Genomic DNA, 23763 nt, shown 5'->3' with positions numbered 1-23763 from the left:
CAGAGAAGGGAAAATATAGTACACAGCGTATAAGATTTAACTCCAATTCTTCTGCTTAATTTTTTGTTACATACTTATAAATTTTTCCCACGGCTTACTTACCTTTGTAATCGAGCATATTTGGCATAGTAGGGTATCCGCCGAGAGGTCTATGTGCAAAATCGGACACGTCGTAAAGTTTGGTAAAGTTTATTATCAAAAACCTTAATTTACCGTTGTTTCAGCCTCGACCTCAACTTGACCATTCAAATGAAAACATTCCCTAAAAGGATTATTTATGGGCAAGTGTTAAAGACAAAAAGGGGTGGAAGCTCCCTCTGAAAAATCACCACTCAACGCCGGCGATCGCTACCCTTGACATATCTACCTTGCCTTTATCTGTAACCGTTTATCATAAATCTAGCTATTTGACAAGATATTTGTTATACTTATTTACATGAACAATGATTTCAACTTCAAATCTCCTGAGCTATTTGGTTCTGTTGTTTTCAGACCTGATTTTAATAGCTTTAAGACTATCAATGCTTCCCAAGCTTGGTCTTTATTCTTTACAGGTGGTAGAGAAGACAAAAAACTAGATTCTAACCCTCGAATAGGTCTTTTGTTTACTAGTATTTTGCTAGGTCTTAGTGTTTCTGGGTTCGCCAGCGCACTGATTACCCGGACAATATTTCCTGTTTAAGTGCTTGACTCGTAGCTAATACGAAGTATAACTCAGAACCACCAAGAAGTTGGTGGTTCAAATTTTTAGTATGTCTTCACTAATATCTGAGTAACGCCATAGTTTCGGCTAACCTACAAATCTTTTAAAGTCTGACTAGCCTTGAGGATATCAGGACAAATATTTATCTAAAATTTGGCAATTTAATCTAGGAGAATTTATGTTAGACTTTAACACCTTGACGGTATTCTCAAGCACTTACTGCATTGGTATTTGCGCCTTTCTAATCCCAGTCAACCTAATTGCTACCTCGTTAACAATAGGTTTGACATTATTGTGTCGTCCAGCTATTGAGATTTGGCGAAGTGCCGCAATTGCCAGTACCTTTGCCTTATTAGTCATACTGCACGTATTTGCTTGGTTCATGATTGGAGTTGTCATGGCTCCCACATACATTTTATTGGGACTAGGAAGCATCTGTCTGGGAGCAAATTTAGGAGCAATTCTCCTATACAAACGCTTTGCAAATGCGTATGTAGCGATGAAAGTTGAATTTTCCTAAGTACACTCAAAAGTAGCCCTTCATAGAGTAACCTTCTAACCAACTTAGTTTTGCAAAATAGCTTTGCTTAGAGCGTAGCGGGGCGCAGCCCATTAGTAATTACGAATTGGAGCAAAGCAACTTGGCTCCTGGCTGCTGAATTCTTTAAATCTATCTTTGTAAGTTTATTTGTTGTGTTTGAGATTTAGCTAATATTTTATCAATTTGAGTATTAACATCCTCAAAAGTTTGCAATATCTGTGGAGTTACTTTATTAGTCTGTACCCTCCCAGATTGCAAGTTTAAAATTACCTCCCCATTCTTCTGCGAAATAGTTAAATCCCTCTGCTGGGTATTGAAAGCCAAGTCATAAATCTTTCCTTGGACTTGAGTACCATTTTCATTAGATTTACCCCAGGCCATGCCAATCCTTTGAGCAATTTGAGTCAGCCGACTGATTCTTTCAAGCTCAAATGTATCTTGATTCATTACTGTCAACGCTTGGGCTGATAATTGCTCACCAGCTTTAAACTTATTGGCCACTTCTACAATGCGTTTTTTGTAATTTTCCGACTTCCCTAACTTATCTGCGGTATTGTACCAATTTCTCAAGTCATCAATAGTGACTGTCGGGAGCTTCTCTACACTTAGAGGTTCGGTTTTTGTACTATTACTAATGTCTATTGTAGAAGGAGTAGTGGAGAGTAATGGAGTTATACATTGGTTCGGTGGGGATTGTGCTGTTTGTTCTGGTGGTTTCAAAAACTGTGGTCGTGTGGCAAGGGAGCTAACAAATTGTTGATAGTCACTATCGGTTTCAATAATTGCCCCGAATTTCTTGGTCATGTTCTCCAAAGTTTTGGCAGGGATGGAGCTATCAACCAAGTTAAATACCGCTAGACCTTTTTTAGTTTCTCTGATAACATCTTCCATTGGTACTTGCTGCCATTCAACTTTTTGAGCAGTTAACCATTTAGTCACAGTTTCAGCTTTCTGGTTGTCAACAGCCAAGCCCATGACTCCAAGTTTTTTGTTTGATTCTGTCGAAAATAAGAAAGTAGGGCGCTCTTTAATTCGATGTAGAATATTTGCACTACTCTCAATCATCTCTTGTTGTTGATGATTAACTGATTGAGTCCCAAAAGCCTTAAATTCCTTCGTCCACTTCTGGGGATATTCAACGGTATTAGGGTCAATTTGAGCGCAAATAACAGAAAAATTACTTTCAACGATTGCAGGCGCGAGTGTAAGTTTTCCGGTTTTGAGCAATCCAAGTTGTCTGAGCGCGTCTTTGTCTTTTTTAAAATGCAATACTCCCAAGGGTTCACCATTTAAAAACACGGCATCTCTAGTTTTTAAGGGTGGCAAATCGATAGTCAGTTTTCGGTAATCTAAATCATTGAATGTCTGACCAGAAAAATCATAAAAGTTAATTTTATTAATTTTCAGGAGATTACCATTGGGAGATTCACCCAGGACAAACGCCTGATCTCCAGTTTCAGAGATAGAAGTAAGTTTTAATTTGAGGGGATTACCATTTTTTAGGTAATTAATTTGTTTCAACTGTTGGACAGAATCACTGTCTAAATCACCCAGAGTTTTCCCATCAAGTTTGATTTTTACTGTTTTGTCAGTCACTGGCACAGTGCCAAATTCTAAGTTGACCGATTCTGCGTTAAAAACAAGTCCTGCATAAGAGAAGTTCTTGAGTTCACGGATAGTAATTTCAACCGGCTCGTTTCCTGGTAGTCCAATAGTTGCTTTGGCAGTGGCAGGTTCCACGCCAATGAAATTAGCTTGCGCCTTTGTGCCAATTGGTAATATTCCAGTCCTGGTTTCAAGCATAGCGAATTCCTTATATTCGCTGTCAGTATCTTGGACAAACATTAGTCTGGAAACGTGGCGTTCATGCCCCGGTGGGTGGTGACTAGCTCTGATTTCTATCGGGTGCTTTTCGTCTGGGTTCCACTTTCTACCCAAAAATTGATTTGCCTCATTCAAAAGTGTGACTAACTTCGGTTCGTTAAATTGCAGTTGCTCCAGGCGGGAGATAATTTCATTGGGGAAAGCAGCAAAGGCGAAGTTAGATACTTTTTTAGCGATCGCTTGGGGGTTTGCGTTTTCTTTTCTTGCAACTTCGAGTTCATCCTGGCGGGATGCACAGATGTTCCAAGCGGCGGCGGCGGATGCAAGTTTTTCTGACTCTGGGATAGAAGCGTAAAATGCGAGAGCCGTCTCCTGTGCCTTATCGAAAAGTAATTTAGTTTGGCTTCTAGTAAGTTCTGGTTTTAGTTCTAGGAGTTTAGCTCCCTGCATGGTCATCCCCGCCTTGAGGTTGTGGTCAGTCACAGATTGTTGGCTAACTGTCCCCAGGTTGCGGTAGGCGGGTTTCTTATCCTCCCCAATCTCATCATTGATTTGTGCAACTGCTAGTAATTTGTGGGGGCGTTCTTTAGTTCGCCATTTCTCTGGTATTTCGTCTAGGCGAATGTTCAACGTTTGGGCTTTCCAAATCAGAGGATGTTCGTAATGGGTGAGATTGGTAATTTCGAGTTGGCAAGACTGTGGAGTTTGGATAATTGCTGATGGCCCTTTCTCGGTTTCCCGCCGTCGCTCCATACGTACCGCAGCGTTGAATTTCTGATCAAACTCGTACTTGGCGGCGATCGCTGCAAATTTTTGCTGTGGTGTAAATTCTACCCCTTTGAACAAGTCTTTAAACTGAACGATGGGACGCGATTCTAACTGTGATTCTTGGAAATATTTATTGGTTTGGCTAATCAATAATTCTACTGGTGAGTAGCCCTTTGGTGTTATCCCCGTGTTTAAATAAACTGAAGGCGACTTTTTATCTTTAATATAATTAACATCACGATACAAGTAGCGGCTGTTTTCCAGGATTTTATCCATCTCAGGTTTTTTAGCACTTTTGAATAAATCCACTGCTATCTGGTTTTGATAACATCCTTCACCAATCAATTCTCGGTACATCAGGCGGTTGACATCCATCGCCTGATGTATAATTTCGGGAGTTCTTTGAGAATGAGCAATTTCAACAACCCCTTGCATATAAGGCTTGTATTCTTCTCGAATTAACTTTGGATCTTTCTGGCGTTCTTGCTCAAACAGGGTTTCGTAATGGTTAGAAACTTTGTCTAGATAATTTGATTTCTGCTCAAAAGTACCGTAAGTCTTTAGTACCTCAATTTCTGATTCTAATGCCTCCAGTGCTGTCACTTGATTGTTGATTATGCCCACGCTGATGCTATCGCTCATGTGAATAGCGATTTTTTCAAATGGGGGTTGGGTTCCATCTTCCAAATAAAATGATTGTTTTTTGAGCTTAACCGTGGGCGAATAGGCGTTTTGGGGAAGATTTCTTTGCTCTGCCTCTGCTGTTAAATTGGGATATAAGCTGGCTTTTGCTACACCAATGCAGTCGCCATCGTAGTCTCGCGCTTGGCGTTCTGATTCGGTTTCTGCTGGGTCAATAAAATCAACATCAATCCCTCGCGCTTCTAACTCTGTAATTCTTTGCTGTATGCGCTTGTGGTCTTCGTCATTGACTACAATTATGCCTTCTAAGGGTTCACCATCTGGCCCTAGCTGATCCTCAACATATTTATTATTAGAAACACACAAACCATTAGAGTTGAGGAAAGGAGAACGGAAGTTAAGAATTTTTTCTTGCTCATCAAGCCAAGAGACACAAATTTCACCATTTTTGAGTTCCTTGGATGGAATAATCATCCCTCGGTCAAAAGTAAGCGTTTTCCCAACAGCAATATCTCGCCACTCACTTTGTACAAACCGACTTAATTCCTGCTTTACCTTCTCAGTTTCCAAAAGCTGTTGATGACCAAGTAAATCGGCTTTAATGAGTTTGTACATGAACAAGTCATCTTTAGTACTCTCGTCATCCAACTCCTCATCTGCATCTAAGCCATCATTTCTCTCTAAGTTTTTAACATCTGTTTCAAGATTTGTGACTTCTCCTGTTTTTAATTTATTTTGGCTCAATGATTCTTTACGTTTTTCATATCTTTCACAATAGTAAGCAGCAACAATTCTTGGGTCATCTTGAATAGAGGCTAATCTTTGAGCTTGCACCTCTAGTTCTTCGGCAAAATCTTTAATTCCTTGGGGGAAAGATGCCAGCAGTTGGGAGATAGACATTTGTCCTCGTTGAGATTGCCCTTTTTCGGCTAACCAAATATTTTGCTGATATAATCCTGGTTGAATCTGCGGTTTAGTAGGCCCTTTGGGTCTATCCTTGTCTGTTCCCTTAAAACTGCTTACGGGAAGAATTATATCGATTTTTGGTTTGTTATTTGGATCTGCATATTTTATTTTATCTAGTCTGTGTGGACGGAGCGTTCCTTTGCCAAAACGATATTTAGTAGTATCATCTCCAACTCCATCCACCCAACCGAATCGATGCTGAATTACACGATAGCTTTTATCTGTTTGCGATTCTCTTAAGGTTAGCAATTCATAAAGTTGTGTTGAAATCTGCCCATAACAATCACCAACTAATTTATATGCCAAATCATTCGATAATATCCCTCCATTTTCGCCCCTGTTATCAGTAGAATCATCTACTACTAGAATATTTAGCTTTTCGTGAATCGCATTTTTACAAGCCCCAAGAAAGATGGAACCATAAGCACCCCGGTCTTTACTGTCTGGACAAATTTTTTGAATTGTTTCTAAGCATTCTTTATCTCCATAAACTAACCGAGTCTTAGAAGATAGCAATAAAATCTGTCCATCTGGATGATTCTTTAATTCTTCGGCGGTGCTGTATTCATCTGAATGCCCAAATGAGAATTCTTTGTCAGGAAAGTAAAATTCTAGTAAAGTATTACTGAGCTTTTCAGTTAAAATTGATTGAGAGTTCGTTTTGTTATCGTCTATATAGATCCACTGATTTAAACGAGGGTCAAAATGCTTCAATTCCAGAGTCATAAGATTTGAAAATTGATGAACATTAATTAAATTTTTGAGAGGTTTTTATGTCAAGGATTAAGCGTTGGATAAATATGAATAATGAAGAATTTAACCCAGATGGAAGTTTGAAAGATGAAGCCCGACAACAAATGCTGTCTACAGGAATGAGTAACGAAGCAATTACTGACTATGCTCTTTCGTTGAAAGAAGAATACGACGAGTGGAAGCACTTGGACGAGACTGATCCAGAGCCGTGGCCAATCTACACAGCCTACGATTTCTTCACTGAACAAGAAAAAAAGGAATTTAACCCAGATGGTTCTCTCAGACCTGAATATGTAGAATATGCTTGTCAAATTGGCATCAGTGAAAGTGCCTTGGAACAGCTTGAGTGGCGCAAGAAAATCGAGGTTGATGATTACAACAAAGTGTCTGCTAAATACGCAGAAAAGGGTATTAATTTTGGTGCATGGCAGATGAGAGGAAGGATTGAAGATAGCAGAACATACGTCCAACGTCGGCAGCAGATGGAACAAGACCTGCGTAACTTTGAGCCGGAAGACAGTTTGCCTTTCGACAAGGACACCTCTTATTAAAGTAGGTGAGTTACGCTGTAAAGAAAGTTTTTATCTATCAATGCTTACAAAATTACTGACGGTGGCGATGAGGTTTATTTTTAGAGCGTTCGTACTCTATCAATAATTGCTTTGCTTGTTCGGGGAGAATCACCTGCTTTTTGTCAATCCGCAATTGGTAACAGTAGCTTTTATTATCAGGACAAGGAATAGTGCTGGGGGTATTAATTCCAATCATCACAGAACCAAGAGCAACTGCGGAAATGGTAATCGAGTAAGTAATTATCCCTGAGCGACCAGAACCGATCCAACCACCGAGCCAAAAAAGGAACTCTTTAAATTTTTCAAAGCGTTCTTGACGAACTTTGATCCATTCTTTTGACTTTTTGAGCTTTGAATAGAGTTTGGCATTAGATGCTTTCTCAATCTGAATGTCAATGGTACGTTTCTGGTGAGCAATTTCTTGTTCTAATCGGTACTCGTTCCATTCTCGGACACGTTGGGCGATAGCATCGGCGTGGGCGAAGAAAGCGGAAAATCCTTCATCGGATAGTGATTCGCCATTAGAGTTTTCAATGGGGACTTTCCCTCAATGCGCTCCAATATACGTTGTTCTAGTCCAGAATAAAAATTCTTAATATCCTGTTTGTTTTCCGAAAGTGCGCGGAGTACATTCTTGAGATACATTTGGTTGACTAGCCCGGGAATATTTTGAGCGCGTTTTCGGGTAATATTGTCCACTAAATTGACCAATTCTTCTTCAGAAACAGATGCTTCTTCACCAAAAAACTCAGCAATTAACTGGCTCTCATCTTGGGGTTGAACTATGCCAAAGTGAGTAGCTACATCAAAATATGTTTTATTTTGCTCCTTAATTAGGTCGCAAGCTTCGAGAAAGCGCTCACACTCCAACTGACGATACTCCTTCTGATTTGGAGATAGTCCACAAGCGCTGATAATCTCAATCGCTTCAGTTAGTTCTAGCTCAATGCCGTACTCTGATTTGATGTGAGTTAACATCTCTAGGATGTTCATTGGTGGAAATTCCGTTTTATCAGCACGTTTTTTCTCTTGTCGTTGGAAGTGTGCTGCCGCTTGTTTATAGGTTTTACCCTGTTGAATCAACGCTCGGATCACATCAAAACGAGACTGAATTTCTTCATCACTGTAATCAGCTTGGTCAATAGGTAAATTACTTGCTGTCAACGTGGCATCAACGTCTTCTACAGAGAGTGAATATGTTTGTTGTAGCAGTTCTTTGGTATAAGGCATAATTTTATTCCTAGTTAAATGCATTTTCTAGTAAACAATCATCATCCTCGTGAGTAGGTGAAGAACCCAAATGTGTATCAACCTTGTCAGTAGGGTTTGCAACGATTAGATGATTCTCCAGTTCTTGCTCCAAGTTAAAAATTTGAGCTAAATAAATAATTTGTTGTTGCAGTTGGTAAATTGAAATTCTTGCCTTTGATTTTAAATCTGATTCTGAGAACCCTCCTAACCACCGACAAGCTATCGGATGCCAAAAGGCAGCGATTGCCCAGATAATCATCTTTTGTCTCGGAAATTCAAGAGTTTTATTTTTGGGACTCAGATATTTTAAGAGGGGCAAATAAGGAGATGAAGTACTGAACTGAAAACGGAAATCAACTTGCTCAGGCATGATTTGCGACCTGTTGAGAATTTTTACAAAGATAGGAGAAAAAACCGTAGTTATCAGTTAAGCGAAAGGATAAATCTGATTTAGGTTTCTCAGCTAAAAATTCTTGCTGTACTAAATATTCCAAGGCATCACAAGAAATTTTTTCTGGACGCGGAAATAATCGATTCAATTCACTCTTGAAATAATGGGCAGTTCCACCAGCAAAGATAATCTCATCAATATCTGATGGAATATAACGATGCAAATAACTTGAAAGCACTGCCCAATATTCTTCACGAGCAATACTGATTGCTGATTTGATTGATTGAATTTCTAATTCTTGTAGTAAAGCATCTTCGACTCGAACTAAAGGTAATAAGGCTTTGAGATTTATTTTGGAACCAGCAGCACTAATAGCAGCCGCAAGAGTCAGAGATTTTTGTCCAGCTACCCGACGCTGTACTGATGATACTAACTTCTGAAACCCTAAATCTTCTGTAACTCCACTTGTCATCGCACCCTTATCCATAATCAAAATAGAGGCATTGCGATAGCCAATCATCACCACAGCTATTTTGCGCGAACGCAAGTTATGAGTAGTTGTACGTCCTCTTGAGAGCAATCCAAATCCTTCAGGGCGGCAAACAAACTCCACTAGCTTGAAAGAACGTTTTTCACCCCTCCATTTAAAGTTGAGCAGAGCGCCTGTAATCGATATCTCAAATAATTTGCGATCCGAGTATTCTCCGTAAGGAAACAAGATGCCTAGACGAATACTTGCACCGTTGGCTAACGACTTCTTTTGGGCTATAGCACCCACAACAGCCAAGGTTTTATAAATCGCTAGCTCAAATTTTGGCTGCTCTAACTTCAAATCTGCAAAAAACCTCTGACAAATTAATCCTACACCCCAGCATTGCTGATTGTATTCAATCCAAGCTGAATTCTCTGGTGAAGATATACCAATCGCATCCTCTTCATAACTTAAAAGGCTTTGTTTCGGGATTAATGCTGTGTAGGGTTCCATCAAAAGCAACTCCGGCTTACTTGAATCTAGAGTAAAAAAAACTCTACTCAACGATGCTCCCGGATCGAATGAGATTATTAAATCTGCCATCTACTTTCAACAAAAATTACTCAACCATTTCATGAAATCATAATTCGTTAATAGCGCAATTATGGCAAATTTATGGAATTTGATACCAAGAGCCTCAAACTCATATAAATCCGGCACAACTCTGGCATAACTCTAGCATAACTCTGAAATCTTAAATAGTATTTATCAACAAATTATTTTTATTGAGAATCAAGTGCTTTCTTCTCAAAAAAATGGCACAACTCTGGCGTAACTCTGGCACAATCCCTTAGAATACAAGTGTTTTGGGAGGATATGCTATTACAATGATATTATTCTTTTACTAAATGAATAATAGCAAAACACGACGCACAGTACGCCAAATTTGGCGGAAAGTTTTAGACGATAATTTGCTATATTTAAGTGCATGAGAGTTGGTGAATAAAAATTTGTTGCTGTCATTGTCTCACCAAAAATTTTTCACTCGGCATCAAACCAAAATGAGTTTGATGACGGTGATCAACAATGACTTCAATATTTTTTGGGAGTTGTCCAATAGTCGTCGAGTTAAGTTATGTAAATCTCATGGCAGAGGTGAGCGATGCTAACAGCTGCGAACGTCTCTTCAGAGATGGCGGTGAACTACTTCATCAAGAACTACTACCACCAAGGGAAGTCTCGCTGGAGTGGTGAAGGCGCTGTGAAGTTGGGATTGTCAGGAGCTGTTGAAAATCAGCAAGCGTTTAAAAATGTCATCGAGGGGCGATCGCCTAATGGTCATGAGCAGCTTAATACCAGGGTATTGAAGCCCGATGAACGCAGGGCAGCGCTAGATTGTACATTCTCCGCCCCCAAAAGTGTGAGTCTAATGGCGTTGGTAGGTGGAGATGAGAGATTAATTGCCGCGCACCATCAGGCATTAAAAAAAGTATTAACGTTGATGGAACAACGTTATGCCATAACTAGAGTCACACAAGGAGATTCTCGTTACAGAGTAAACACAGCTAACTTGGTGGTTGCAGAGTTCGACCACATCGAGAGCCGGTCTTTAGACCCACATCTGCATAGCCATTGTTTAGTCATGAACACAACTGAGGCTTCCGGCAAGTGGATGAGTTTGATCAATAGTGAGATATTCGCCAACAAGAAATTCCTGGGCATGGCATACCAAAGTTATCTGGCAACAGAAGTAATCAAGTTGGGGTATGAGGTCGAGCCACGTCAACATGGACAATTTGAGATCAAGGGGTTCAAGGAACAAGACTTAGAGGCATTTTCAAAACGGCGGCAGCAAATTATTGGGACGGGTGCATCAACTACATGGGCAGAACGCGAGAAAATCTGGGATACTACTCGGCAGCGCAAGCAAAAGGTAACAGAATCGGAACTCAAGTCACTGTGGCATGAAGAAGCTGCGGCGCTAGGCATTAGTTTTGTTCAACCTTCTGAGCCAAATAGTTTTGTACAAGATTCTTTTTCACAACAAACTCTAGAAGATGCTCTAGATAATGCAATCGCACATTGTAGTGAGAGGAATGTAGCCTTCAAGCAGGAGGATTTAGAGAAATTCATTCTAAGAGAAAGACTTTTTACTGATGTGACTGCAATTGAGCCATTAATCAAGCAACATCAAGAGTTAATTGCTCTGCCTGGAATGCAGCTGCAATACACAACATGGGCGGCAGTAAAGCGAGAACTAGCAACGATTGAATTGATGCAGTCAGGACAAAGTAAAGTAAACCCTATCTGCTCAAAGGAAGTAATTGAAAGGCAGTTAGAGAAAACCTCACTAAACCTTGGGCAGAGGCAAGCAGTTAGTCTAGCTGCAACCACAACAGACCAATTCATTGCCTGGCAAGGGGTAGCCGGGGCGGGTAAGACTTTTGCCCTCAAAGAATTAAACGCGATCGCACTCGCCCAGGGCTATACAGTCAAAGGTTTTGCCCCTTCATCAATGGCAGCAAAGGTACTGAGTGAGGAACTAGGCATACATTCTGAGACTGTAGCCAGCTTATTGGTAGGAGAACCAGCTCAAGTTGTAGAAGCAAACCAGATTTGGATTGTAGATGAGGCAGGTTTACTTAGTGCTAAAGATGCTCATGCCCTATTAGAGAGAGCTACACTTCTTGGAGCAAGATTATTACTCGTAGGGGACACCAAGCAATTATCAGCTGTAGAAGCGGGAAACCCGTTCAAATCTCTGCAACAAGCTGGCATTCAGACCGCGCACTTAACACAGTCGAACAGGCAGCGAAACCCAGAGTTAAAGATCGCAGTAGACCTTTTGGCAGACGGGAGAGTAGAAGCGGGATTTAAGCAGTTAGAGACAATTGGGAGTATTTTAGAGGTATCACCTGATACGAAATTAGAGACAATTGCTGCTGACTATATAGCATTAGCGAAAGAACAACGAGCAAGAACGCTAGTACTTGCTGGCACAAATGTTGAAAAATTGGCACTTACCCAAGCAATTCGAGGCAAGTTAAAAGAGGAAGGAAGTTTAGGGGCAACTGCAAACATCAGCCAGTTACAAGCAAAAAATCTCACTTTAGTTCAGATGCGCTACACCCATAACTTTGAACTGGGTGATGTGGTGATGCCGACGCGCAACTATAAGCGCCGGGGTTTAGAGAAAGGTCAAATCTATGAAGTTGTCAGCAAGGATCTTGACCGACTAACATTAAGAACCTCTGCTGGGACACATTTAGAAGTAGATACCAATTTTGACAAAGCGGTTTACCAGTGTGATGAAATTGAGATTGCCGTTGGCGATTGCTTGCAATGGAAGAAAAATGACCGCCAATTACAAAGGCGAAATGGGCAGGAGTTTATAGTCACGGCGATTGAGGGAGACTCTGCCCAAATTGAGTACAAAGACACCAAAATTACTGAGACTATCAACCTCAAACTGGCGCAAAACTTAGACTATGCGTTAGTCAGCACAATCTACAGCAGCCAAGGTAAAACTACTGATTTAGCGTTGATTGCAGCAGATTACACCATTGGACAAGAAAGTTTTTATGTGGCAATTAGCCGAGCTAGGCATAACGTCAAACTTTACACCAAAGACAAATCAGAGTTACTAGAGCTTGCCCATTCTTCTAAAGCCAAAGATAACGCCTTAGAATTGCTGATGAATTCCTTAAAAGTGGAACTACAGCAAAAATCACAATCAGAAGCGATAACTGCCTCGGTCAGTCCAAGAGCTAATCAGCCAATAGTAAAACTTGAAGTTGCAATAGCAGAGCCTGTACTGAAAGCTCAACCACCAATCACTGAACAAGTCTCCTTATCAGTTAGTCAGCCAGTTAGTCGGACAGCCCCATTAGTTACGACGAGTTTAGAAACTGTAGCCAAACCCACTCTCAAAGAGAAACATAGAGATGATAGAAAGTCTCCTGTTTTTGAAAAACCAGTATTAAAGACTGCTGTACCAACAGAACCATTCTGGACACCCAATCAGACTGAAAAAATACCTAATTTTATTGAACCAAAGCACTGGCAAGAGTTTGAATCAAGTGCTATTCATCCCAATATTACAGCGTTGAACTTTGAGAGTCTTCAGTTTAACTATACAGGTGGTGAGCATGAAGCCTGGGAACGGCTCATGGTCAGCGAAAAGCTGAATCGAACAAATACAGGACGGCTAACAGATGGTTTTATAAGGGCATATTCTCATCTTGATGCTGGTGGATGGTGGTGTGATGCTGGAGTTGATGCGCGAACATTTGCTGACTTAAAGCCAGGTGAGAAACCGCCGATTAAACGATGGGGATGCTACAAGCCAAATCAACCAAGACCCAAAAAAGATGAGTCTGGGCAGATAATTGAAGGGAAATTCATCAAATATGAGCATCCCCCGAAGGTTGATTTAAGCATCTTCCTGCTTAATGTCCCCGATCAGATAGCCGAGCGCATCTACTCCAAACACAAAATTAATCCAAGCGTGAGCGATCGCCAATCAGGATTTTGGTACTGTGTCTGGAAACATAATATCCCGTGTGCGATCGCAGAAGGAGCTAAAAAAGCAGCTAGTCTGTTGAGTCAGGGTCATGCTGCCATTGGGCTACCTGGGATTTCGGCGGGATACCGAACTCCCAAAGATGAGTTTGGCAAGAAAATTGGCAAGTCTTACCTACATGAAGAGTTAGCAGTTTTCGCCACACCTTCTCGAGAAATCAAATTCTGCTTTGACTACGAAACCAAGCCGGAAACGAAGCTCAATATTGAGCGAGATATTTCCGTAACTGGAAGATTATTACAAAAAGCTGGAGCTAGGGTCAAGGTCGTCAGCTTGCCAGGGCCTTCTAAAGGTGTTGACGATTTCATAGTCGCAAGTGGGCCACTGGCTTACGAAAAATTGAGCCATCAAGCAATGAAGTTAAGGGACTGGCAACAGCACAATCAACACTCAAAAGTTGCTGCAATAGAACCACTCAAACTTCAGTTTAAAGAAAGTTCTTTACAACAAACCTCACCAAATCAACCAATAGGACAAACCCATGACAACCAACAACAACCCAACCCAGATACAGTTCTTAACCGAGAAGATAGAGGAATTATTAACCTCTCACGGGAAACTGAACAAGAATTTCGAGCAGTTAGAAATCAAAAACTCTCAACTCACCGAGAAAATTCAGAGCTTAGAGGTAGCCCAGCAACAGAGGTTGAGCGAGTTCTTACAGCAGTTAGCCGAGACATTGAATGCCAAGAAATCGAGCAACTTGGAGCCATTAGTGCAAGAATTAACCCAAGCTCTACAGATGGTCGGCTTCGAGGTCAACGAGCAGCGAACTTCTCAAGACAAGTTAACCCAGAAGATTCAGCAATTATTGACGGCGCAGCAAGTGATGTCAGTTTTGAACAAAATGGAAACGCCAAACGACCAACTACCGAACAACTCCTAAACGCAATTACTGAGAATATTCAACAGTCAGTAGTTGATGATGCCTTGGTTGAAACGTTACCACAATTAACAGAACAACTGTACGGGTATCAGCAGCACTTCTTAGGAGCCAGAACCAGATTAGATGACTTTGGAGCAGTGATTGCTTCAATTGAGCAACAAATTTCATCAAAAAGAACAGTGGATGTAATCTCTGACTTTATTGAACAGTCAGTAGTTGAGTCCACGCTAATAACTTTGTTGCCAGAATTACTAGAGCAACTCTCTCAAGGCAGTCAGCAATTAGCTCATAGAACAGCTATTGCTCAACAGTCAGAACTTTCAAGTTCACAAAAAACTGTTTGGGCAATAGCTGAAAATATTGAGCAGTCATTAGTTGAATCTACGCTAAGTATTGCTTTACCACTGTTAATAAAACAACTCTCTCCCTTGAGACAGCAGCAAAAAGGAGTCAGAAGTAGATTTGACGATTTAGAAGCAGTCATTACTCAAATTGAGCAACGACTTTCATCACAAAGAGTTATAGACGCAATTACTCAAAATGTTGAATACTCGGCTGTCTCCTCTGCCCTCACTGTCACATTACCGCAACTAATAAAACAATTTTCTCCTTTGAGACAGCAGCTAAAAAAAGGTATTGCCACATTCGACAAAATATTTACAGCAATTGAGCCATTATCACAACGCCTTGATTTACAAAAAACTATCGATATAATTGCTGAGGATATTGAACAGTTGGCTGTAGAGTCTGCTTTAAGTGAAACGTTACCACAACTAATAGACCAACTCTCTCAACATCACCAGCATATATCAGGAAGAATAACTAAATTCGACGACCTGGAAACAGCAATTTCTCAATTTGAGCAGCACCTTTCAACAAAGAAAACTGTCTTATCAGTTGTTGAAAACATAGAACAGTCATTAGTTGAGTCTGCCCTAGCTGAAACTTTACCACGGCTAATAGAACAACTTTCTAAAACTTGCCAACAGCAAAAAGCTCTGAAACCCGCATTTGATAAAATATCTACAAGAATTGAGCATGAAATACAATATCTTTCTTCACAAAGGGCTGTAGACGTAATTGCTCAAAATATAGAACAGTCATTAGTTGAATCTATTATTACTGAAACGTTACCACAACTAATAAAACAACTCTCTCAAACTTGCCAACAGCTAAAGGGAAGAACCACCTTTGATGGCTTAGGAGTAGCTATTACTCAAATTCAACAACGGCTTGATTCACAAAAAACTGTAGATACAATTATTGAAAATATCGAAGACTCGGCTGTTGAATCTGCCCTCACTGGAACTTTACCACAATTAATAAAACAATTCTCTCAAACTTGCCAACAGCTAAAGGGAACAAGAACTAAGTTTGAAAACTTAGAAACAGCTATTACTCAATTTGAACAACGACTTGATTCGCAAAGAATTATAGATCCAATTCTTGAAAATATCGAAGACTCGGCTGTTGAGTCTGCCCTCACCGAAACTTTACCGCAACTAATAAAACAATTCTCTCAATATCATCAGCAGCTAAAAGGAGGAAAAACCAGATTCCACGGCTTAGAAGCAGCTATTACTCAAATTGAACAACAACTTTCATCACAAAGAACTATCTTATCAATTGCTCAAAGTATAGAACAGTCATTAGTTGAGTCCATCATTACTGAAACCTTACCACAACTAATAAAACAACTCTCTCAATTCAGCCAGCAACTAAAAGGAGGAAAAACCACATTTAACCAGTTTCAGCAACTACTAGACAATGAATTAATAGGGTATTTGACCCAAAAAACTCGAACTTCAGAACACTTAGTTCTTAACGCTATTTCTGACTACGTTGCTCAAGAAACTGTTGCAAGTTATGAGACTGTATCAGCGCTCTCAAAACTGAAAGAATTGCTAGGGATGAGTCAATCTCAAACTCTTACCGAATTTACTACTGCCTTACAAAAAGTGCTTGAATTGATTGAAAACTTGGAAGATCATCAAAATCATGAAGAAGAAAATGTTCAGCCCCTCTCTTTAAGGCTCACAACAAATATAGAAGTAGAAACTGAATTATCAAAAGAGTCAGTTAAATTGCACCTTAAAAAGATGATTCAAGGTTTAGCTCGTGAACAACTGGCAGAGGTAGTTATGGAAGTAGGTAAGTATGTTAAAGGTGAAAAGGTAACAGAAAAAAAAGTCAGCGAGTTATTCACGAGTGTTACAACTGATGCCAAAGCTTTGAGTTTTGAGCAGAAAATGAATATCGTTAGGCAACTGATTAAAGATGACAAACCATCGATTATGAAAAGATTGGGAATCAACTCACCATCGCCAGATGACAACGAGGAGCATCTACGGTTCCGGCGCTAACTTATCAGTTATCAGTGAATAGTGAATAGTGAACAACTAACCTATCAATGAATTGATGGGAATATCAGATATCTGATAATTGATAATTGATAACTGTTCACTGTTCACTGTTCACTGACTTAACTGGTATTGTTATCCCTATTATCTTCAACTGCTTACCCAAAACAAAATTTACCAGTTTCTGACCGCTCACTAAGATTATTTTGTCGGAGCGACGAATCAACTGTTTTGATAACTGTCCAGTTATGCCAGTATGCACGAAGAATCCACCACTAGCTCTTTCACTTTCAATACAGGACAGGAAATCTTTGATGTGTTCTGGACTAATGTAATCAGCGTAACGCTTAACCTGGATTACATAAAGCTTTCCCAAAATCAAGACTCGACCATCTATCCCGCCGTCACCGGTGTACCGAAAGTTGCGTTGGATTTGCCAGCCCTGTTCAAAGCAGCAAGTGAGTACCAATTCTTCAAAAACATAAGGCGCTATCCTGCGTAGCGTAGCGATTACTACTGGCAATTTGGCTAATTGAGTTATGCTACGAAGCTCAAGTAATACTTGACTAGCATACTCAATATTATTCAAGTGTTTTTTAAGATTTTTAGGTAATCTAACCCTTGGTGTTCGCGCTGGGCTTGGTAGTAATTGCTTCTTAAAATTTTTAGCTAAGAAAGCCTTTTGGGTTGGTACTGAACTTTGTCGTCCAGGCTTCTTAAAGTTTTTAGCTAAGAAAGTCTTTTGCGTTGGTTCTGGGCTTTGTCGTCCAGGCTTCTTAAAGTTTTTAGCTAAGAAAGTCTTTTGCGTTGGTGCTGGGCTTTGTCGTACAAAATTTTGAGATGAAATGTCAGACGATTTTGTACTCTTAGGTGGTAATGGCGATTGCTTAAAACTTTGGGAGCGATACTTTGACTTTGGCATTGAAGGTGGAAATAATACAAACAGCCAAGCTAGAAAAATTATTCCACCCAGTGCAAACAACAAACCAATGATTAGGATTAGTATCATTTTTACGCTCCCCTTTGATCATGGAACAGGGAGGCTCTTGAGATAGGGGGCAGAGAAAAGTTCAATGTGCCAAGTTCAATCCCCTCTGCTCCTCTGCCCAATATCCCCTCAAGCTTATGAGAAATGCGGGCTTACCTGTGCATATTTCTAAATTGTGATTCTTGTTGAAAATCCTGCTGAATTTGATGATGCATATCAACAACAGATTGAACTTTATCAAGTGCCTGTAACTGTTGCTCATTTACGTTAGGTGATAAAACTCCATCAGTAAGAACAGCCTCGCCGTTTTTGGCACGAACGATTACATTATCGCCAAGGCATTCAAAATCAAAACTTCTACTTTTAAAACTTTTAGAACCATCAGAGTTATCTTTGCCCAAGATATTCAGCAGCGCTTTGACACTTTGCTCAATTGCCTGACCTTTAACATCATCAACAGCAGCCCGTAATTCAGTTCGAGTATTGTCAATAGCTGACTTAACACCCATAAGGCTTTGCTCAACAGTGTTTTTAACACCATCTGCTTGTGTACGTAACTCTTGAGTTAAGTTACCAACTTGTTGATTGATTTCATTTCTTACACTGTCAGTCTGATATTTAACTTCATCCTTGAAGCTAGTAATTTGTTCATTAATTTGAGATTTGAGTAAAGCAATTTCGTTTCTGAGCTTGGTAACTTCAGGTGTTAGCGCATCTTTAACCCACTCAAAAACATTCTTAGCAGTTTGTTTTACCTTGTTCTCAACCGTACCTACCCAATTTTGAAGAACCGTATTTTGAACTTGTGGTAAAAACCGTTCATTTACCTGTGACAATGCTTTTTGGGTGTTTTCAATCAACTGTTGCTGCTTTTCCAAGGATTTACTCATTTCGGCAACTTGAGCAGCTAGTTGTGATAAAGATTCGGGTGAAAGCTGTTCTGATTTGATACTATCTACAAGTTTTTGTTGTTCGCTTAGTTTTTTCTGCAATACTTGCACTTGTTTTCCTAAAGCTTCTACACTGTAGATTCGCTCATTACTTACAACTTTATTTTTCTGTGATGCCGGAGCTAAACCTAATTTATCAGTCAGTACTTCTCCATTTTTAATATGGAATACTTTTTCATTACCAATTTTAATAGAAATTGCACCTTGAGAATTTTTCGGGTCAGACAGAGCTTTTTTTAAGTTCTCTACTATCGTTGGTGTTAATAAGTTTTTAGAGGGGGATTCTCCCAATGTTCCTTGATAAACTTTGCTAGAGCTAGAGTAAATATGAACATCATTGCTGGGATCTAATCCTTTTTCTTTAGCCTTCGCATGGATGAGTTGGAGGAGAGATTCTAAAATTTCTAGATAATCTCGCTTAATCTCTTTAGCTTCACCATCATCAATCATTATTTTCACCTTTGAGAATTGACTGAATTAACACATCTGGATTAATCGCTACTTCTGGTAAAATTATGCCACCGAGTTTATTAAGAACCTGTCTCCCTTCAACTTCAATGTAAGCAAATTCTCCATCAATCATCACTGTTATCGATGATGTATTTTTATCAGCATCAGCCGGGACATAATCTTTCAGAACACCATTTAATACAAAAATGTTGGCATCATCTGCATCGCCGCTATAGACTTCAAGGCACTCAGGAAAATAGTTAGCATCAAAAGGCAAGTTATCCCAACTATCAGCAGTGTTTAAAATCTCGCTTGGATATTTATCTGCTAGGGCTGCTATATCAGGAGGGAGTTTAGCAATTTGTTTTCTGTCATAATCAGAGAACGGATAAAACTTACTTGGCGACATGAATTTTCTCCTTCAGATTTTCAGCTTTAATGTAAAGAAGGCAGGAGGCAGGAGGCAGAGGGCAGAAGGGAAGAATTTGAACGAGGCTTTAACCCCGCCCAATTCTTGGCCACCTGTGGCAGAGATTATGGTGGGGGACTCAGATCCAAGTTCGTTCTGGTCACGGGCTTCAGCCCAAAACAGTATTCCAACTGAGCCTCCTGCCTCCTGCCTTCTGCCCTCTGCCTTTCTAGTTGATTCCAGATAATATTTGCTTAAATCAGACTTGCATATTCTGATAATTGCTCTTGATTTTCTATCAAAGGCAACAATTTTAAAGCCGAGCCTCGGCGAATTTTCATTTCTTCATCTGCTGGAGTTAAGAGAGTAGACTTTTTAGATAAGAACTTTTGAAACTCGTACCAAGCTTTCACACTGTCAGCTTCCGATTGGATTTCATGTTGAGGAATTTTAATTGATTGCAATATTGGCAAACTTATTTGACCACGAGAACGAAAACCAGGACTAATAATTACTGCTTTTCCCGATGGTAAGGTGTTAAATTGATTGACATCAAATAACTTGCGAGTACTGTTTTGGTCAGAATTAGAAATACTTGCACCACCCTTGCCTCCTGATGAGCGAGAGCGTTGCTTGTATTTAATTTCTTCCTCACCCAAAAACTTACTAAATCGTTCGGCGGCGACATCATCTTGGGGGTTAAAGAATGCTTTGGTCGCACAACCACCAAATATTGCATTAGTTGTGTTTTCACCATAGGATTCAATCAGCATTGAGAGATTTTGTAATCCCAGTATTGATACCAATCCATCTTCCCGATTCTGATTGAGCCAATCAACGAGTGCTGGTAAATAAAGAGTAGGTAATTCGTCAATCCCTAAAACAATTGGACAAGTACGTTTGTTAGCTACATTCCGGCTAACTAATAGATGCAGAATCGAGACTAGCAATGGGGCAATTACATCACGCTTTTCTTTGTTCATCCCGAAAATAACCATTTGCCGCCCCTTCAAATCCAAAGGAATATTGGTTTTTCCACAGAACGCTGCTAATGCCGAGGGAACCATGAAGCGGCTAAACAATCCGCTAGCTGTACCCACAATACTAGCTGCTGTTTCTGGCGACCCTGCAACAGATACAAACTGTGCGAATGCCTCTCTAACCATGAAGTTTAGTTCGGCAGCTTGCTCAATGCGCTTAACTAACTTTGGCAACCCCAGGATTGCTTGGCACATCATGATATCTGGGTACTCCGTTCCTTTTGCCAGCATGAAAACAGCTTGCACCAACTGATCTCCAGCATTGGTAAAGAAGTTATTTCCAGAATTCTTTTCTCCAAGTTGAAAGTTACGATTGAGTGTAATCGCCAACTGTCGCGCCATTTCCGAGTCTTCATTATTACGAAGAAAGTCTATGGGGTTGGCAACCGCAGATTCCGCAAAACCTGGAGCTAATACAGTAACTTCATAACCTCGCTCCAACGCATATCCTGCCAGTATTGGGGCTTGTCCCTTAGATGTAGATGTAGCTGATTCTTGCTCACTGTACTTAAAATCATAAAGTACCAAGGGGAATCCCTGATCTATTGCCGAACGAATCATCGGATTAATCATTGAAAATGACTTTCCGCTCCCTGGGCCACCACAAACCAAAATCCCTCTTTGTGCTTCTGGAAAATAAAGGGTTTTGGCATCAAGAGGAATTTGGGTTTTTCTAATGCCATTGACAATTTCAGTTTTTGTATTCTTGGGAGTGCCAACATATAAAGATACTTGGTTATGTTTGCGGCTATTGATTTGTTTACACGCTAGTTTCCGGGCTGCTGTTTTCTCTCTTGTTCCCCCCCATCTTGCAGTGGCTAGTTTAGACTTTCCGACTTTAGCATCAATATATTTGGCTACCACAATCACTGCACCACAGGCGAGTAATCCTACTCCGGCTGGCGAAATCAACACCGATTCAATCCCTGGTGCCAGTAATTGATTTGGGTTAACGGATTGAGAAGTAGTTCTTGTCATCTACCATTGCCTACAATTACTAAATCATTCTCGTGAGTGGATATCCAAGGGATGGGGCCAATAAAGTATGGGGTGCAAGTCTTGTCCATGAAAGGGGGACGCGCACAAATTCTGAAGAACAAACCAAAGTCTGCGGTTCCTGTTGATTCATTGACTCCGGTCAGTGCTACCTTGAATCCACTACCATATACCAGCCTTCCTGTTGGCTCAAAACCACCGTTGACAGCAGCAAGAAAGCCGTAACCACCTTTAACCTGCTGTGATGAACCAGATACCCAGCGCTTTCCATATAGCCCACCACTAGAACCAGCAAAATCACCTAGCTCCATGTAAGAACATTCTTGACCTGGATAACAAGCTACTGGTAAAGTTTGGTCGCCCCTGACAACACTGCCAGAGATAAAATAATTATTTCCAACTTTTGCATCACCTTTTTCGGATGTACCAAGTACGACGGAAGCAACACCCACAACACCAACACCAGAGTTTATCGGCTGGGGCATCTTATCGAAGGGTATTTGGTTCAGACCAGGAACTTGATTGATGTAACTTTGCTGCCAAGATTGGAACTGTCCTAGCTGTGTTTGCCTCAGTCCAGGAATTGAATCAATCGAATACTTGCTTAGGTCAAGCTTACCCAAAGGTAGATTTGCGATTTGGAGATTTGAGCGTACAACTTGAGAAATTCTACCATTGCTAAACCCCCCATTTTGAGAAAACAAAGCCGCTAACGGGGGAACTTGCTTTAAAGTCAAATTGCCTAAACTAGGTATTGCCTTAACTAATGTTTTTGGCGTTTGCCATTGCATTAATCCAAAATCTTTTAATGTGAGTTTGTTCGTTGTTGGTATGAGGAGATTGATAGATTCTAGGCTAAAATTAGACATTCCAAAGGCATCATCAGTATCACCCAGCATCACCACCGAATCTACCTTTTGACCTGCCGACCATGACCGCGACGGGTCATAGCCAAATACTGAGATTAAATTGTTTGGAATGGTCAGATATCCTGATTCTTGCACCGGTGGGAGATTCCCCCAAGTGATGCGTGACCAATTAGGAGCTTGGGTTTTATATTTCCCTTGTGAATAGGTGATGGTAGGAGTATCTGCCCTCGATGGGGCAGATAAGGTCAATGGAATTAAAGCTGTAGCTATTAACAAATATTTGGGGAATTTCATCTAACTTACCTTCCAATTAACTATTACTTTTGTCCTTTTCTATATGATTCATGCCTATACTTGTTCATTATCTCTGCCCCCACTCGATTAACTGATTAAAAATTTCTTCTGAAATACCAGAGTGGGAGATAGCTATTTCTCTACTCTTACCAAGTCGGAGCAATTTAATTGCATCTTGAACTTTATTCCATGTCGCAGATCCAGGCTTGATCTGACCATTGCGCCCAGCGTTCGCTAATCCGTAAACAAGGGCATTAGCATCATTTCTTGCTTGGGGAATACCAGGGGATATTATAGAGTTTGTAGTTTTTACAGGTGTAACAGCAGCCACTCTTTCTTGCGGTGGCGCTGTAGTTGTCACAGGCATTTTGTTTTCTCTAACTGTTGGCACGATTTGCGGTTTAGTTCTGATTACCGGCAGTGGTCTCAGAACGTCCGGCTTAATCACCAAACTGGTATATGATGGTTGCCCTGTTACAGGAATTAATTTAAACTGATATTGTTTCTGCCCATCCGAACCACTAGTAATCACGGTAATTTGGGTACTGCCATCAATGCTATTGGTGATATTGGGGAAACTTATTGGTTTGATTTGACGTAGAAAAATAACTGTTGCATTGGCTTGACCACAGTTAGAAGTCGAATCATTTGACGAAGAATTATCAGTTTTTTGGCATAAGCTTCCATTTGAAGTAAAAGAGATACGAGTGGGATCTCCAATCCAGACTTGTTTAATCGTTTCACCAGTCGGAATGAAGTTAATTGTTAAGCCATATCCACGCCAAACTTTCAACTCAATTCCTGCCGAATTAATCCCTTGGGCTTCTCTTTGATAAACTATTCTAGCTCCACTACCAGCTAAAACTTGAATCGGACTCAGAACGAATAAATTGAGAAGGCAGAAGGCAGGAGGCAGAAGGCAGAAGGGAAACCCCATAAATAAATTTAGGGGCTTTAAGTAAGCCGTGGGAAAAATTTATAAGTATGTAACAAAAAATTAAGCAGAAGAATTGGAGTTAAATCTTATACGCTGTGTACTATATTTTCCCTTCTCTG

15 protein-coding genes are annotated in these 23763 nt (G+C 40.3%); 4 read left to right on the top strand and 11 right to left on the bottom strand.

Annotation, left to right across the window (positions count from 1 at the left end; genetic code table 11):
- The first annotated feature begins 436 nt into the window (after positions 1–436).
- Complete coding sequence (locus H6G86_RS34235) at positions 437–682, top strand: hypothetical protein (protein ID WP_190938078.1); 246 nt, start codon at positions 437–439, stop codon at positions 680–682.
- Between the two features lie 199 nt (positions 683–881).
- Positions 882–1223, top strand: a complete 342-nt coding sequence (locus H6G86_RS34230; RefSeq protein ID WP_190938077.1) for a hypothetical protein — start codon at positions 882–884, stop codon at positions 1221–1223.
- Between the two features lie 150 nt (positions 1224–1373).
- On the opposite strand, the gene H6G86_RS34225 is transcribed toward H6G86_RS34230, so the two are convergent.
- Positions 1374–6170: a hypothetical protein gene (locus tag H6G86_RS34225; protein WP_190938076.1), complete on the bottom strand. Its 4797-nt coding sequence runs from the start codon at positions 6168–6170 to the stop codon at positions 1374–1376.
- 47 nt (positions 6171–6217) lie between these two features.
- Between H6G86_RS34225 and H6G86_RS34220 the strand changes: the two genes are divergently transcribed.
- Complete coding sequence (locus H6G86_RS34220) at positions 6218–6748, top strand: hypothetical protein (protein ID WP_190938075.1); 531 nt, start codon at positions 6218–6220, stop codon at positions 6746–6748.
- Positions 6749–6800: 52 nt separating this feature from the next.
- On the opposite strand, the gene H6G86_RS38315 is transcribed toward H6G86_RS34220, so the two are convergent.
- The 4 genes from H6G86_RS38315 to H6G86_RS34200 form a co-directional block, all read right to left on the bottom strand.
- Positions 6801–6965, bottom strand: coding sequence for a hypothetical protein (locus H6G86_RS38315; RefSeq protein ID WP_199338535.1), 165 nt, complete (start codon positions 6963–6965; stop codon positions 6801–6803).
- 230 nt (positions 6966–7195) lie between these two features.
- A complete protein-coding gene (locus H6G86_RS34210; RefSeq protein ID WP_190938074.1) occupies positions 7196–7999 on the bottom strand; it encodes a hypothetical protein in 804 nt (267 codons plus the stop codon).
- A gap of 10 nt (positions 8000–8009) precedes the next feature.
- A complete protein-coding gene (locus H6G86_RS34205; RefSeq protein ID WP_190938073.1) occupies positions 8010–8279 on the bottom strand; it encodes a hypothetical protein in 270 nt (89 codons plus the stop codon).
- Positions 8280–8382: 103 nt separating this feature from the next.
- Complete coding sequence (locus H6G86_RS34200) at positions 8383–9486, bottom strand: ParM/StbA family protein (RefSeq protein WP_190938072.1); 1104 nt, start codon at positions 9484–9486, stop codon at positions 8383–8385.
- A gap of 559 nt (positions 9487–10045) precedes the next feature.
- On the opposite strand from H6G86_RS34200, the gene mobF reads away from it, so the two are divergent.
- On the top strand, positions 10046–16714 hold the full coding sequence (gene mobF / locus H6G86_RS34195; protein ID WP_242065112.1) for a MobF family relaxase: 6669 nt from the start codon (positions 10046–10048) through the stop codon (positions 16712–16714).
- Positions 16715–16811: 97 nt separating this feature from the next.
- Here the strand turns inward: mobF and H6G86_RS34190 are convergent, their stop codons facing one another.
- The 6 genes from H6G86_RS34190 to H6G86_RS34165 form a co-directional block, all read right to left on the bottom strand.
- A complete protein-coding gene (locus H6G86_RS34190) occupies positions 16812–17720 on the bottom strand; it encodes a restriction endonuclease (protein WP_190938071.1) in 909 nt (302 codons plus the stop codon).
- Between the two features lie 131 nt (positions 17721–17851).
- A complete protein-coding gene (locus H6G86_RS34185) occupies positions 17852–19099 on the bottom strand; it encodes a hypothetical protein (RefSeq protein ID WP_190938070.1) in 1248 nt (415 codons plus the stop codon).
- Entirely contained in the window at positions 19092–19508 is a 417-nt protein-coding gene (locus H6G86_RS34180; RefSeq protein ID WP_190938069.1) for a hypothetical protein, read from the bottom strand. Before H6G86_RS34180 ends, H6G86_RS34185 begins: the two co-directional genes overlap by 8 nt.
- A gap of 254 nt (positions 19509–19762) precedes the next feature.
- On the bottom strand, positions 19763–21526 hold the full coding sequence (locus H6G86_RS34175; protein ID WP_190938068.1) for a type IV secretory system conjugative DNA transfer family protein: 1764 nt from the start codon (positions 21524–21526) through the stop codon (positions 19763–19765).
- Entirely contained in the window at positions 21523–22707 is a 1185-nt protein-coding gene (locus tag H6G86_RS34170) for a hypothetical protein (RefSeq protein WP_190938067.1), read from the bottom strand. Before H6G86_RS34170 ends, H6G86_RS34175 begins: the two co-directional genes overlap by 4 nt.
- 67 nt (positions 22708–22774) lie before the next feature.
- Positions 22775–23644: a hypothetical protein gene (locus tag H6G86_RS34165; RefSeq protein ID WP_190938066.1), complete on the bottom strand. Its 870-nt coding sequence runs from the start codon at positions 23642–23644 to the stop codon at positions 22775–22777.
- Positions 23645–23763: the final 119 nt, after the last annotated feature.

The sequence above is a fragment of the Nostoc sp. FACHB-133 genome (genome assembly GCF_014698055.1).
In the GTDB taxonomy this organism is placed as follows: Bacteria; Cyanobacteriota; Cyanobacteriia; order Cyanobacteriales; family Nostocaceae; genus Nostoc.
The sequence above is the reverse complement of the archived record's forward strand: the minus strand, read 5'-3'. Positions and strand labels throughout refer to the sequence as shown.